Here is a 13,317-nt window from a genome sequence, read left to right as displayed (position 1 = left end):
CGCTGCAGTTGCTCGACGGCATACAGTCGGAGCAGCCAGGGACACCACGGAGGGGAACATGCCGCAGACCGTCAAGGGGATCATCGCTCGCGAACGGGGCGCCGACGTCGAGCTCGTCGACATCGTGGTGCCCGACCCCGGGCCGGGCGAGGCAGTCGTGCAGGTGCAGTCCTGCGGGGTCTGCCACACCGACCTGCACTACCGCGAGGGTGGCATCAACGACGAGTTCCCCTTCCTGCTCGGCCACGAGGCCGCCGGTGTCGTCGAGGCCGTGGGCGAAGGCGTCACCGAGGTCGCGCCGGGCGACTTCGTCATCCTCAACTGGCGCGCCGTGTGCGGTCAGTGCCGCGCCTGTGCCAAGGGCAAGCCCTGGTACTGCTTCAACACGCACAACGCGACGCAGAAGATGACGCTGACCGACGGGACCGAGCTCACCCCGGCTCTCGGGATCGGCGCCTTCATCGAGAAGACGCTCGTCGCCGCCGGCCAGTGCACCAAGGTCGACCCCGACGCGGACGCCGCGGCCGTGGGGCTCCTCGGGTGCGGCGTCATGGCCGGCTTCGGCGCGGCGGTCAACACCGGTGGCGTCTGCCGCGGCGACTCGGTCGCCGTCATCGGGTGCGGCGGCGTGGGCAACGCGGCCATCGCGGGCGCAGTCGTCGCCGGCGCAACCACCGTCATCGCCGTCGACGTCGACGACCGCAAGCTCGAGGGAGCCAAGGCGTTCGGTGCCACCCACACGGTGAACGGGTCCTCGGAGGATGTCGTCGAACGCATCCGAGAGCTCACCGGTGGCTTCGGCGCCGACGTCGTCGTCGAGGCCGTCGGTCGCCCCGAGACCTACGAGCAGGCGTTCTATGCGCGCGACCTCGCCGGGACCGTCGTCCTCGTCGGTGTGCCGACTCCCGACAAGCAGGTGACGCTGCCGATGATCGAGATCTTCGGTCGTGGTGGCGCGCTCAAGTCGAGCTGGTACGGCGACTGCCTGCCGAGCCGTGACTTCCCGATGCTCGTCGACCTCTATCGCCAGGGCCGCTTCGACCTCGACGCCTTCGTCTCCGAACGCATCGGCCTCGGTGACGTCGAGGAGGCCTTCGACAAGATGGAACGTGGCGAGGTCCTGCGATCGGTGGTGGTGCTCTGATGGCAAGCTCCAGGTCGCGGGCCACCCAGGGCACGGACATCGCGTTGTCGCACGGCGGTGTCGGCGTGGACCGTGTCGTCACCTCGGGGACGTTCGAGCTCGACGGTGGTTCCTGGGACGTCGACAACAACGTCTGGGTCATCGGCGACGAGCGCGAGTGCATCATCATCGACGCCGCCCACGATGCTCAGGCGATCCTCTCGGTCGTGGGGCGGCGGCACGTCCGCGCGATCCTGCTCACGCACGGGCACAACGACCACATCAACGCGGTGGCCGAGCTGGCCGCCGCGACACGTGCTCCGGTCCACCTCCAGCGTGAGGGACGGCTGGTGTGGGCACTGAGCCAGGACGCCCCGCCGCCGGACGACATGCGCGACGGCCAGGAGTTCCGCGTCGGGGACGTCACCCTGCGCGTCATGCACACCCCCGGGCACTCGCCCGGCTCCTGCTGCTTCCACGTTCCGGCGATGCACGTCGTCTTCACCGGTGACACCCTCTTCCAGGGAGGCCCCGGTGCGACGGGCCGGTCGTTCAGCAACTTCGACCAGATCATCGACTCGATCCGCAGGCGCCTGCTCACCCTGCCCTCCGGGACACGGGTGCTCACCGGCCACGGAGAGGCCACGACGATCGGGGCCGAGGCGCCGCAGCTCGAGGAGTGGATCGCTCGGGGTCACTGAGGCCCGCGCCTGCGCTCGAGGTTCCTTGGTGGTCGAGGGGTGGCGGCATGCGCCGGTACCCTTGTGCGGGTGACTCTCAGACTGTTCGACTCCCAGTCGCGCGAACTGCGTGACTTCGTCCCGCTGCACGACGGCCGGGTCGGGATCTACATCTGCGGGCTCACCACGCAAGCTCCTCCGCACATCGGCCACGTCCGCTTCGCCGTCGCGTTCGACGTGCTGCGGCGCTGGCTCGAGAGGGGCCACGGCTACGACGTGACGCTGGTGCGCAACGTCACCGACCTGGACGACAAGATCCTGCGCAAGTCCGCCGAGTCCGGCGAGGACTGGTTCGCGCTGTCCTACCGCAACGAGGTCGCGACCTCCGAGGCCCTGGCGCTGCTCGGTGTCCTCCCGCCGACCTACGAGCCCCGCGCCATGGGGCACATCCCCGAGATGGTCGAGCTCATCGGACTGCTCATCGACCGCGGCCACGCCTACGCAGCCGAGGACGGCTCGGGTGACGTCTACTTCGACGTCCGCTCGTGGCCGGCATACGGCGAGGTGACCCACCAGAAGATCGACGACATGGCCGCCGCGGAGGACGCGGACCCGCGCGGTAAGCGCGACCCGCGCGACTTCGCGCTCTGGAAGGGCCACAAGGCCGACGAGCCCGAGAGCGCGAGCTGGCCGACACCGTGGGGGCGGGGTCGTCCCGGCTGGCACCTGGAGTGCTCCGCGATGGCACGCAAGTACCTCGGTGACGCCTTCGACATCCACGGAGGCGGTGTCGACCTGCGCTTCCCGCACCACGAGAACGAACAGGCCCAGTCGCGCGCTGCCGGGCTGCCGTTCACGTCGATGTGGATGCACAACGCCTGGGTGACCATCAGCGGCGAGAAGATGAGCAAGTCGCTGGGCAACAGCCTGCTCGTGCAGGAGATCACCAAGAAGGCCCGTCCCCTGGCCGTCCGCTACTACCTGACCGCCGCGCACTACCGGTCGATGATCGAGTTCCACGAGGGCTCGCTCGCCGAGGCCGAGGCTGCGGTCGACCGCATCGAGGGCTTCCTGCGGCGCGCGCTCGGTCCCGACGGGGCCGTGGCGCCGACCGGTGACGAGACGCTGCCCGGCGACTTCGTCGAGGCGATGGACGACGACCTGGGGGTGTCCGGTGCGCTCGCGGTCGTCCACGACACCGTCACCCAGGGCAACACTGCGCTCGACGAGGGCGACAACGACGTGGCGCGCGACCTCGCAGCCCTCGTCATCGCCATGACCGATGTCCTGGGAGTCAACCCGCTCGACCCCTCGTGGTCGGGCGCGGACAGCTCGACGAGCGACGCGCTGTCGGCGCTTGAGGCGCTCGTGGCCGACCGCCTCGCGGCGCGCACCGCCGCCCGCTCGGCGCGTGACTATGCGACATCCGACGCCATCCGCGACCAGCTCGTCGCGGCAGGCATCACGATCGAGGACACTTCGACCGGCGCCCGCTGGTCGCTGACCCGTGGACGAGGAGAGTAGCCGTGGCAGGCAACAGCCAGCGACGTGGAGCCGTTCGCAAGGGCAGCAAGAAGGCGCCGACCGTCGGGTCCGGAGGCCAGCGCCGCCGAGGTCTCGAGGGCAAGGGGCCGACCCCCCGCGCGGAAGACCGCTCGTACCACAAGGCCCACAAGGACGCGAAGGGTGCGGAGCGCCGCTCCGGCGGCCGTCCGAGTGGTGGCCGCAAGGCCAAGGCCTCCAGCGAGGTCGTCGCCGGGCGCAACTCGGTGCTCGAGGCGCTGCGCAACGACGTCCCCGTGACGACGATGTATGTCGCGGGGCGCATCGACAGCGACGACAGGGTGCGCGAGGCCCTCAAGATCGCGACCGAGCGCAGCCTGCCGATCCTCGAGACACCGCGCGGTGAGCTCGACCGGATCACCGATGGTGCGGTCCACCAGGGCCTTGCCCTGCAGGTTCCGCCCTACGAGTACGCCCACCCCAACGACCTCATCGACCCCGAGCTGCCCGGCATCCCGCTCGTCGTCGCCCTCGACGGCATCACCGACCCGCGCAACCTCGGTGCGATCGTGCGGTCCGTGGCGGCATTCGGTGGCCACGGCGTCGTCGTGCCTGCTCGTCGCTCCGTCGGCATGACCGCCTCGGCGTGGAAGACCTCTGCGGGTGCGGCTGCCCGCATTCCCGTGGCGCAGTGCACCAACCTCACGCGCACCCTCGAGGACTACCGCAAGGCCGGGTTCTTCGTCATCGGCCTGGACATGGAAGGCGACGTCGAGCTGCCCGACCTCGAGCTGGCCAACGAGCCGATCGTCATCGTCGTCGGTTCCGAGGGCAAGGGCCTGTCGCGCCTGGTGCGCGAGACCTGCGACCAGATCGTGTCGGTGCCGATGTCGTCGGCGGTCGAGTCGCTCAACGCCGGCATCGCGGCCGGAGTCACGCTCTACGAGGTGGCGCGTCGTCGACGTCGTGCCTGATCAGGGGCTCGTGGGGCCGGCGGCGGGTTGTCACGCCTGCCCGTGAGTCTCCGGTCGCCCGCCCGTGACCTGTGCCACGATTGCGCCAGCCGGCAACCCGGCCAGGGGGCTTCACACCCTGATGACGCGAAGTGAGAGGGACACACACCCATGACGGACTACGGAAACACCCCGCCGCCGCCTCCCGGAGATGGCAGCTACGGTGGCTCGACGCCGCCGCCGCCCCCGCCCGGTGGAGGCGGCTACGGTGGCTCGACCCCGCCCCCGCCCCCGCCGCCCGGCGGTGGTGGGTATGACGGTGGCGCCTACGGTGCCCCTCCGCCGCCCATGGGTGGTGGCTATGGCGGTCCGCCCGCCGGTCCGCCCCCCAGCAACAACCTGATCCTCGCGATCGTCAGCCTCCTGTGCTGCTGGCCGGTCGGCATCCCGGCTGTCGTCTTCGCGGCGCAGGTCAACGGCAAGTGGAACGCCGGTGACCAGGCCGGCGCAGTGGCGGCAGCGGACAAGGCCAAGAAGTTCGCGATCGCCGCGCTCGTCCTGGGCGTCATTGCCATCATCATCGGCTTCGCCGCTGGCGCCTTCTCCGGCGGCACGTCCTCGACGGGTATGTGATCCCGACGTCCTTCACGCAGTTCCCGACGTCCCCGCTCACCGACACGTCGGTCGGGCGGGGGCGCCGGCTGTGGTGGCCGGCCACCACAGCAGCTGCAGCCGCCGGCTTCGTCCTCGTGGCGCACGTCCTTGACCCCAACCAGGCGGGCAACTACCCGACCTGCCCGTGGCTGGCCATCACGGGGACGTTCTGCCCCGGGTGCGGGACGTTGCGTGCGACCCACGCCCTCAGCGAGGGGCACGTCGTCGAGGCACTGCAGCGCAACCCGCTCACCGTCGTGGCCTTCGTCGTCATGGTGCTGGGCTTCATGCGCTGGACCCGGCGCCAGTGGCGCGGCGAGCAGCGGATGACCGCCGCGCCGGCATGGATGCTCTACGGCATGTTCTGGTTGATCATGGCGTTCTGGGTCGCGCGCAACATTCCCGGGTGGACCTGGCTCTCGCCCGCCTGAGGGAGCAGTGTGGGGATTTCATCCCTCGCCTTCATGGTTCGCCTGCAGCCGCAACTGACTGGCCCTAGGGTGAGCCCTGTCAACATTGAGGGGAGGCCGGGATGAGCGCACCAGCAGGGTGGTACGCACAAGCTGACGGCACACAGCGCTACTGGTCCGGGACCGAGTGGACCGAGCATCAGTCAATGACGTCCAATGCGGTGGTGCCTGCGCGCACCCCATATGGCGGAGGTGTCGCAGTGACCGTGGCGCCGAAGAACCCGGCCATCTCACTCCTCGGGTCCTTCTTCATCCCGGGCCTGGGGCAGCTGATGAATGGCGACACAGGCAAGGGGATCGTGATGTTCCTCGCCTACTGCTTCAGTTTCCTGCTCATGCTCGTCCTCATCGGATTCCTCACAGCGCCAGCCATCTGGATCTGGGGGATGTTCGACGCGTACCGGAGTGCGCAGAGGTGGAACTTGCGGCGAGGCATCATCAGCTGAGTCCGCCCTCGCGAAGCATGACGTCGTCCGCGGCATGAGCCGCAGCCTCGCCATGGTCACCTCCGAGCAGTCGAGAGTAGAAGAAGTCCCGCCTTCGAGGAGCAGAGGCGGGACTTCTTCTACTCTCGACGGGGCGTCGTCAGGGCTTGGGGACCTTGATGACGGTGGAGTGGACGATCTTGTCGGCGAGGGTCTGCTTGTTGTCGTCCCACAGCATCCACAGGTAGCTGAGGTAGACGATCTGGTTGATGAGGCCCCCAAGGAGCTCGCGCAGGAACGACTGGATGGCCCCGATCGGCTGACCGGTCTGCTCGTTGATGAGCTTGAGACCCATGGCCTTCTTGCCCACGCTCTGGCCGGTGCGTCCCATCCTGAAGATGCGGTTCCAGACCTGGATGCCGATCATCAGCAGGATGCCGAGGACGACGAGCAGGCCGCCGAGCGCCATCTGCCCACCGTTGCTCGTGCCGTCGACGCTGTAGCCCATCTCGTCGGTCTCCGGAGCACCCAGCACGAACATCACGATGCCGATGACCATGGGCACGACGCCGATGAGCGTCAGGAGGGTGTCGATGATCAGAGCCGCGGCGCGGCTGCCGAAACCAGCCACGGGGCCGAAGTACTGCTCGACGTAGGCCTTGGACCCCGGGAACGCCTGGCCGGCTACCCCGTAGGGGTTCACCTGCGGCGCTGCCTGGTAGGAGGAAGGTGCGCCACCGGCATACGGGTCCTGCGGCGGCAGTTGGGACGGGTCGTGCGACTGCGACATGTGGGTTCCCCTGCGAAGTGCGTGCTCGGACGCCCCGATCCTAGGGGCGTCTGGGAACGTCGGCGATGACCGGCATCTCGACCGTGTCGACACCCACGACCGACACCTCGTCGGGCTTGCTCGGCAGGATTGACGCGACGTAGTCCTCGATGGCGCGCTCGATCGCCACGTCGTGCTGCTCGCGCTCGGCCATGTACCAGCGGTGCTCGAGCACCTCGTGGAAGAGCTCGGCCGGCTCGAGCTTGCCGGACAGCTCGCGGGGGACGCGCCGGGTGATCGGCTCGTAGATGCGGGTGAGCCAGTCGTGGGCGACGAGCTCCTCGTCGTCGTTCTGGCGGTCCATGCCGGCTCGATAGCTGTCGAGGTCGTTGAGCAGGCGGCGGGCCTGGTTCTCACCGACGTCGAGGCCCGTGAGCCGCAGGAGCCGTCGCGAGTGGTGCCCGGCGTCGACGACCTTGGGCTGGATGCTGATGGTGGTGCCGTCGATGTCGGTCGTGATGGCCAGCTCGTCGACGTCGAAACCGAGCGAGTTGAGGCGGCGGATGCGCTCCTCGACCCGCCAGCGCTCGCCCGTGTCGAACTCCTCAGTCACGGTGAGCTCGACCCACAGCTCCTCGTAGCGGGTGACGATGCGGTTGGAGATGGCGACCGGGTCGACGTCCTCGTCGAGGAGCTCACCGGCCTGCAGGTCCATGAGCTCGCCGGCGATGTTGACCCGCGCGATGTCGAGGTCGTGGGCGCGCTGGCCGTCGCTCAGCCTGGCGAAGAGCTCGCCCGTCTCGGCGTCGACAAGGTAGGCCGCGAAGCTGCCGGCGTCCCGGCGGAACAGGGTGTTGGAGAGCGAGACGTCACCCCAGAAGAAGCCCATGAGGTGCAGCCGCACGAGCAGCACGGCGAGGGCGTCGATGAGGCGGGTCTCCGTGCCGGGGCGCAGGCCCTGCGAGAACAGTGCCCGGTACGGCAGCGAGAACTTGAGGTGGCGGGTGAGCAGGCAGGCGTCGAGGGGGTTGCCATCCGCGTCGATCCGCCCGCTGACGATGCCGAACGGCTCGACGCTCGGCTGGTCGAGGCGGCGCAGGTTGCGGAGCATCTCGTACTCGCGACGGGCGATGTCCTCCTTGATCTCCTTGACCGCCAGCACGCGGCCGGAGAGCCTGACGAAGCGCACGACGTGGCGCGAGATACCGCGGGGGAGCGCAGCCAGGTGGTGCTCGGGCCAGTCCTCGAGGGGTGTGGACCACGGCAGGTCGAGCAGGGCGGGGTCGGGCCGGGCGGTGGTGATCTGCAGGGCCATCGGCACCTCCGTCGTGGAGAACTGAAAACTCAGAAGGAACGACTCAGGGGTGCCAAGTGCGCGGCATACAGCGCTCTTGGCACCCCCGGGGGTTGAGAGGTGGTGGGTCAGCTGCTCAGGCGGGCACCGGACTCGGCGTTGAACACGTGCATGTGGCTCGCGTTGGGCTGGACCCAGATCTTGTCGCCCTTGCGCGGGACGCGGCGTCCGTCGACCCGGGCGATGAAGGGCTTGGCGATGGTGTCCTCGCCGCCCTCGAGGCTGATCGACTCGTCGCTGGGGGTGCCGTAGACGTAGGCGTCGGCGCCGAGCTCCTCGACGACGTCGACCGTGATCTCGAGGCCCTGGCCGTCGGTGGTGACCTCGACGTCCTCGGGGCGGACCCCGACGATCGCGTTGGACCCGGCACCCTTGAGGGAGTCGCGCGGGACCTCCAGGGTGTGCGAGCCGAACTTCACGCCGCCGTCGGCGACGGGGACGCTGATGAGGTTCATCGCGGGCGAGCCGATGAAGCCGGCGACGAAGACGTTGGCCGGGGAGTCGTACATCTCGCGGGGCGTGGCGACCTGCTGGAGGATGCCGTCCTTGAGCACCGCGATGCGGTCACCCATGGTCATGGCCTCGACCTGGTCGTGAGTGACGTAGACCGTGGTGACGCCCAGTCGCCTCTGGAGAGAAGCGATCTGGGTGCGAGTCTGGACACGGAGCTTGGCGTCGAGGTTGGACAGCGGCTCGTCCATGAGGAACACCTGGGGCGAACGGACGATCGCGCGTCCCATGGCCACGCGCTGGCGCTGACCACCCGAGAGGGCCTTGGGCTTGCGCTCGAGGTAGGGCTCGAGGTCGAGGATCTTGGCGGCCTCCTCGACGCGCTTGCGGATCTCGGCCTTGTCGACACCGGCGATCTTGAGCGCGAAGCCCATGTTGTCGGCGACGGACATGTGCGGGTAGAGCGCGTAGTTCTGGAAGACCATGGCGACGTCGCGGTCCTTGGGGGACAGGTTGGTGACGTCGCGGTCACCGATCCAGATCTTGCCGCCGTTGACCTCTTCGAGGCCAGCCAGCATGCGTAGTGCGGTCGACTTGCCGCTGCCCGAGGGACCGACGAGGACGAGGAACTCGCCGTCCTGGACATCGATGTTCAGTCGGTCGACCGAGGGGCTGTCGTTGCCGGGGTAGATCCGGGTGGACTCGTCGAACTTGACAGTTGCCATGGCGTCTTTGCCTTCCTTCACCGGCAGGAACGTGCCGGACGATCCGTTGTAAAGGGAAAATCCCGCACACATCGGTGTGCACGGTTCGTCCAGCATGCCGTATGCCGTCCGCTCCTGTCACGCTGCGGGCCGCGCCGTCCGCGGCGCGTGGGCTTTTCGGGCCAAGGCGCCGAAGTCTGGCGCGGTTCTGCGCGGAGCACTACCGTCAGTGCATGAGGATCTCCGATGTCGTGAAGCGCAAGGGAGACACCGTCATCACGGTGCGCTCCGACGCCAGTGTCACCGCCCTCCTCGACCTGCTGTCCGAGCATCGCATCGGCGCTGTCGTGGTGAGCGACGACGGGCGGAGCGTCGATGGCATCGTCAGTGAGCGTGACATCGTCCGCCACCTCCAGAAGGTCGGTGCCGCCGTGCTCGACCAGCCGGTGTCGTCGATCATGACGAGCGAGGTGCAGACCTGTCGCCCCGAGGACGAGCTCGCGGAGCTCGAGCACACGATGACGGAGAACCGCTTCCGTCACGTGCCGGTCGTCGTCGACGGTCAGCTGCGCGCGATCGTCAGCATCGGTGACGTGGTCAAGCACCGGATGACCGACCTCCAGGCGGAGCGCGACCAGCTGACTGCCTACATCCAGCAGTAGTCGCCCGACCTCCTGCAGTGCCTCGTCGCAACGGCGTCGACACCTGGTGAGACCTGGTTGCCCACCCGGCCCCGGGGCCGCTCACCGGCAACCGTTGCTCCGTCGACAAGCGGCTCTACCCTCACTCGCGTCGGGGCAGCGGTCGGGGCCTGCGTGAGGGGTCGGTGGCTCCAGGGGGTGCGACCCGTCGCAGAGGCCCCGACCCGCATGGTCCTCACTGGGACGTGGGACCCACCAGTCACACCAGCCGCACAGGAATCGCGCCACCCACGGTGGTTCGGACCGGCGGCGCCCAGCCTCACGGCATACCGTGGGGGCCATGACCGCCGAAGTCCTGGACGATCCCGCGGGGAGGGACGGCCTCTCCGCGCACTTCCTGCTCGGCTCGTACCGGCTCGTCCAGCGGCTCGGTGAGGGCGGCATGGGCGTGGTGCACCTGGGGCTCGACCGTCACGGCAAGGCCGTGGCCATCAAGGTGCTGCGCCCGCACGTGGCGCACGACCCCGCGGCCCGCGCCCGGCTCGCGCGCGAGGTCGAGACGCTGCGACGTATCCGCAGCCCGCACGTGGCGCCGGTCATCGACGCCGACGTCGAGGGTGACCGCCCGTTCATCGTCACCCGCTACGTTCCCGGCCCGCCGCTCGACGACGTCGTCGACGTGCAGGGTCCGATGGGCCCCGCCGACCTGCACCGCCTGGGCCGTGGACTCGCTGAGGCACTCGACGTCATCCACGCCAGCGACGTCATCCACCGCGACCTCAAGCCCGGCAACGTCCTCATCGTCGACGGTGACCCGGTCGTCATCGACTTCGGCATCGCGCACGTCGCTGACGATGTCCGGCTGACGATGACGGGCCTCGTCATGGGCACGCCCGGCTACCTGGCGCCCGAGGTCATCGAGGGTGACCCCGTCTCGACTGCGACCGACTGGTGGGGCTGGGCCGCGACCCTGGCGTTCGCCGCGTCCGGGCGCCCGCCCTTCGGGCGTGGCCCGATGGACGCGATCCTCACGCGGGTGACATCGGGAGAGCCCGACCTCACCGGTGTCGACAAGCGCATTGCACCCCTGCTGTATGCCGCTCTGGCTCCGGTTCCGCACGAGCGGCCCCACCAGCGGGACGTCGTGGCGGCCCTGGAGCGCTACGCCCACGGAGGACGCGTCACCGACGTCATCAAGGTGCGCCGACCTCCTCGGCCCAGCGCGTCCACAGCATCCACGCAGACCATGCAGATGCCGCGAACCTCCGTCATGCCGTTGTCCCGCAACGGTGCCCAGCCCTCTCCGCTCCCTGCGGCACGCGGCGTGGCACCTGCGGTCCTGCCGCAGACGGCGCCGATGCTGCCTCCGCCGGCCCCGGACGGCATGCCTACAGGACAGCCGGACCGGACGGCATACCCGCCTCAGAACCCGGGGGAGGACGACTGGGGCCTGTTGGAGGGAGGGCCGCCACCGGTCGACCCACGCATCGGACGGCCGAGCCGCAGCGGCACGGTCGCCGCGCTGCTGGCGGTCCTCGTCGCGGCAGCAGCAGCGACGCCGGTCGTCGCCGCCGCGGGACTGTTCCTCTGGACCGTGCTCGCCCGCACGACGGACCGGTCGGTGACCTCACTGATCATGCGTCGTCACGACAAGGGCCAGCGGCGAAGTGACATCCCGGTCGCCGTCATCACCGGCCCGTGGCACCTCGTCCTCGAAGTGCTGGCCTCCGTCTTCGGCGCCCTCATGCCGGCGCTCATCGCGCTCTCGGGCGCCTTCTGCGCGGCCCTGGCCGTCGTCGCGGTCCAGGGGACCGGTTCTCCGGAGCCCGACCGGTTCCTCCCTCTCGCCGCGGCTGGGCTCCTCGCCGGCCTCATGGCGTGGTGGGGACCCGGTGGCGCCAGCCTGCGTCGTGGCACTCGCAGCATCGTGCGAGGGACCAGCCCGGGGGTGAGTGCCAGCCGGGTCGTGGTCCTGCTCCTGCTCGTCGCGGCCGGTGCGGTCGCAGCGGCCGGAGTCGTCAACGGTGAGCCCTCGTGGTGGCCGACCGGCACTTCCTGGGCCCGACAGCTGCACCTGCCGTGAGCGAGAAGGACCGACGCCGCCGGGCCTGGCGCCTCGAGGGTGGCCCACCGACCGAGCCCATGCCACTGGTCGACCTCCTGCGGCGCACGCCCTACCGCAACGCCCGGGTCGCCATCGAGGCGGCCGAGGAGGCCCGGGTGCGGGAGGCGCTCGACCTCGCCGTCCGCCTCGGTGAGCTCATGCTGCGCTGCGGCGCCGGTGCGCCTCAGGTCGAGGGGTCGGTCGCTGCGGTGTGTGCTGCTGCCGGGCTCAACGACGTCGAGATCGACATCACGCTCCAGTCCCTCCTCGTGCACGCCCACGTCGACGCCGTGCATGCCGTGACCGAGCTGCGGGTGGTGCGGTCGTCGCGGCACGACTACGCCCGGCTTGTCGCGGTCCATGAGCTCGTCGATGCCCTCGTCAGTGGTCACGTCGAGCTCCCCGAGGCCGCCGAGCAGCTCAGGGACATCAAGAGGGTGCGGCGCATCTGGCCCGACTGGGCCGTGACCGCCGCGACCTCCGTGCTTGCGGCAGCCGTTGCCGTGATGATCGGATCCACGCTGTTCACCGCCGGTGTCACCGTGCTCGTCGTGCTGGCGGTGTCAGCCGTCGAGCGGGCCGTCCATCCGATGCATCTGCCCGACTTCTACTCGAACGCGGTGAGCGCCTTCGTCGCCACCTCACTGGCCTGGGCCGCCTACGCGCTGGGGGCCCAAGGGTGGATCCCGTTGGGGGGCAGGGACTTTGCCTTCATCGTTGCCGGTGGGATCGTGGCCCTCCTGCCGGGGCGGACGATGGCCTCCGCCGTCGAGGACGTCATCTCCGGCTACGCCGTGACGGGCGCCGGCCGGCTCCTGGCGGTGACGGTCTCACTCACCGGCCTCATCATCGGAGTCGCGGTGGCGCTGGGCGCGACGATCAAGCTCACGGACGCACTCTCCTTCAGCTTCATCTCCCCGTCCGTGCTTGACCTCCGCATGAGCCAAGCGGAGTGGTGGGCCGCACTCCTCGGTGCCTTCATCGTGGGTGCCTCGGGAGCCGTGACGATGCAGACCCGGCACCGACTGGTGCTGCCGACCGCCCTGCTGGCGGTCGCCGCGAGTGGTGTGTATGCCGTGCTGACCCGGCTCTTCGACGTCGGTGCGGTGACGGCGACAGGTCTCGCAGCCGTCGCCCTCGGCCTCGTCGGCCGCCTGGTTGCGCTGCGCCTCGGAGCCCCGGCCATGGTCGTCGTCGTGCCTGCGAGCTTCGGACTGCTCCCTGGGCTCACGATCTTCCGGGGCCTCTATGAGCTGGTCGGCCAGAACGCCACGGAGATCGGGACGCTGTCGTTCCAGGCCGGTGTGGCCACCCTTCTCGGTGCCGCGGGCGTGCTGCTCGCCATCGCCACAGGTGCGATCCTCGGCGAGATCATCGCCTCGCCCTGGGACCGGCGGGTCGCTCGGGTGCGGCGCAGGGTGCGGGTCTGACTCCTCGCTCTCCGCCAACATTCACGGGTCGGTGAATTTCCGTGATCATCTTGTGAC

At 69.5% G+C, this 13,317-nt stretch carries 13 protein-coding genes and 1 pseudogene; 11 read left to right on the top strand and 3 right to left on the bottom strand.

Annotated features, from left to right (window positions below; translation table 11 throughout):
• Nucleotides 1–58 precede the first annotated feature (58 nt).
• From ASG74_RS04460 to ASG74_RS17560, 8 genes and pseudogenes are all read left to right on the top strand, one after another.
• Entirely contained in the window at nt 59–1,144 is a 1,086-nt protein-coding gene (locus ASG74_RS04460; RefSeq protein WP_056139325.1) for an S-(hydroxymethyl)mycothiol dehydrogenase, read from the top strand.
• A complete protein-coding gene (locus ASG74_RS04455; RefSeq protein WP_082569494.1) occupies nt 1,144–1,824 on the top strand; it encodes an MBL fold metallo-hydrolase in 681 nt (226 codons plus the stop codon). Before ASG74_RS04460 ends, ASG74_RS04455 begins: the two co-directional genes overlap by 1 nt.
• A gap of 69 nt (nt 1,825–1,893) precedes the next feature.
• Nucleotides 1,894–3,327 (top strand): cysteine--tRNA ligase, encoded by a 1,434-nt coding sequence (gene cysS / locus ASG74_RS04450; protein ID WP_056139323.1) that lies wholly within the window; start codon nt 1,894–1,896, stop codon nt 3,325–3,327.
• A 2-nt stretch (nt 3,328–3,329) separates the two neighbouring features.
• A complete protein-coding gene (gene rlmB / locus ASG74_RS04445) occupies nt 3,330–4,280 on the top strand; it encodes a 23S rRNA (guanosine(2251)-2'-O)-methyltransferase RlmB (protein WP_056139322.1) in 951 nt (316 codons plus the stop codon).
• Between the two features lie 150 nt (nt 4,281–4,430).
• Nucleotides 4,431–4,892: a CD225/dispanin family protein gene (locus ASG74_RS04440; protein ID WP_056139320.1), complete on the top strand. Its 462-nt coding sequence runs from the start codon at nt 4,431–4,433 to the stop codon at nt 4,890–4,892.
• On the top strand, nt 4,889–5,344 hold the full coding sequence (locus ASG74_RS04435) for a DUF2752 domain-containing protein (RefSeq protein ID WP_056139319.1): 456 nt from the start codon (nt 4,889–4,891) through the stop codon (nt 5,342–5,344). The genes ASG74_RS04440 and ASG74_RS04435 overlap by 4 nt, the downstream gene beginning before the upstream one ends.
• 101 nt (nt 5,345–5,445) lie before the next feature.
• Nucleotides 5,446–5,520 (top strand): annotated as a pseudogene (locus ASG74_RS17930) (hypothetical protein); the annotation flags it as partial.
• 63 nt (nt 5,521–5,583) lie between these two features.
• A complete protein-coding gene (locus ASG74_RS17560; RefSeq protein WP_235498802.1) occupies nt 5,584–5,829 on the top strand; it encodes a hypothetical protein in 246 nt (81 codons plus the stop codon).
• A 139-nt stretch (nt 5,830–5,968) separates the two neighbouring features.
• On the opposite strand, the gene ASG74_RS04425 is transcribed toward ASG74_RS17560, so the two are convergent.
• The 3 genes from ASG74_RS04425 to ASG74_RS04415 all read right to left on the bottom strand — a co-directional run bounded on the left by ASG74_RS04425 (nt 5,969) and on the right by ASG74_RS04415 (nt 9,106).
• On the bottom strand, nt 5,969–6,598 hold the full coding sequence (locus tag ASG74_RS04425; RefSeq protein ID WP_056139316.1) for an RDD family protein: 630 nt from the start codon (nt 6,596–6,598) through the stop codon (nt 5,969–5,971).
• A 40-nt stretch (nt 6,599–6,638) separates the two neighbouring features.
• The gene (locus tag ASG74_RS04420) at nt 6,639–7,892 is read right to left on the bottom strand and encodes a DUF4032 domain-containing protein (RefSeq protein WP_056139314.1); all 1,254 of its coding nucleotides are present in this window, start codon (nt 7,890–7,892) and stop codon (nt 6,639–6,641) included.
• 107 nt (nt 7,893–7,999) lie between these two features.
• Entirely contained in the window at nt 8,000–9,106 is a 1,107-nt protein-coding gene (locus ASG74_RS04415; RefSeq protein WP_056139313.1) for an ABC transporter ATP-binding protein, read from the bottom strand.
• Between the two features lie 212 nt (nt 9,107–9,318).
• On the opposite strand from ASG74_RS04415, the gene ASG74_RS04410 reads away from it, so the two are divergent.
• From ASG74_RS04410 to ASG74_RS04400, 3 genes are all read left to right on the top strand, one after another.
• Nucleotides 9,319–9,747 carry a CBS domain-containing protein gene (locus tag ASG74_RS04410; protein ID WP_056139311.1) on the top strand — a complete coding sequence of 143 codons (429 nt, stop codon included), beginning with the start codon at nt 9,319–9,321 and terminating at the stop codon, nt 9,745–9,747.
• A gap of 319 nt (nt 9,748–10,066) precedes the next feature.
• Complete coding sequence (locus ASG74_RS04405) at nt 10,067–11,809, top strand: protein kinase domain-containing protein (RefSeq protein ID WP_056139309.1); 1,743 nt, start codon at nt 10,067–10,069, stop codon at nt 11,807–11,809.
• Complete coding sequence (locus ASG74_RS04400) at nt 11,806–13,260, top strand: threonine/serine ThrE exporter family protein (protein WP_156465274.1); 1,455 nt, start codon at nt 11,806–11,808, stop codon at nt 13,258–13,260. Before ASG74_RS04405 ends, ASG74_RS04400 begins: the two co-directional genes overlap by 4 nt.
• Nucleotides 13,261–13,317 lie beyond the last annotated feature (57 nt).

It is taken from the genome of Knoellia sp. Soil729, assembly GCF_001427985.1.
In the GTDB taxonomy this organism is placed as follows: domain Bacteria; phylum Actinomycetota; class Actinomycetes; order Actinomycetales; family Dermatophilaceae; genus Knoellia.
Note: the sequence above shows the minus strand (reverse complement) of the source record. Positions and strands in the feature narration are given on the sequence as shown.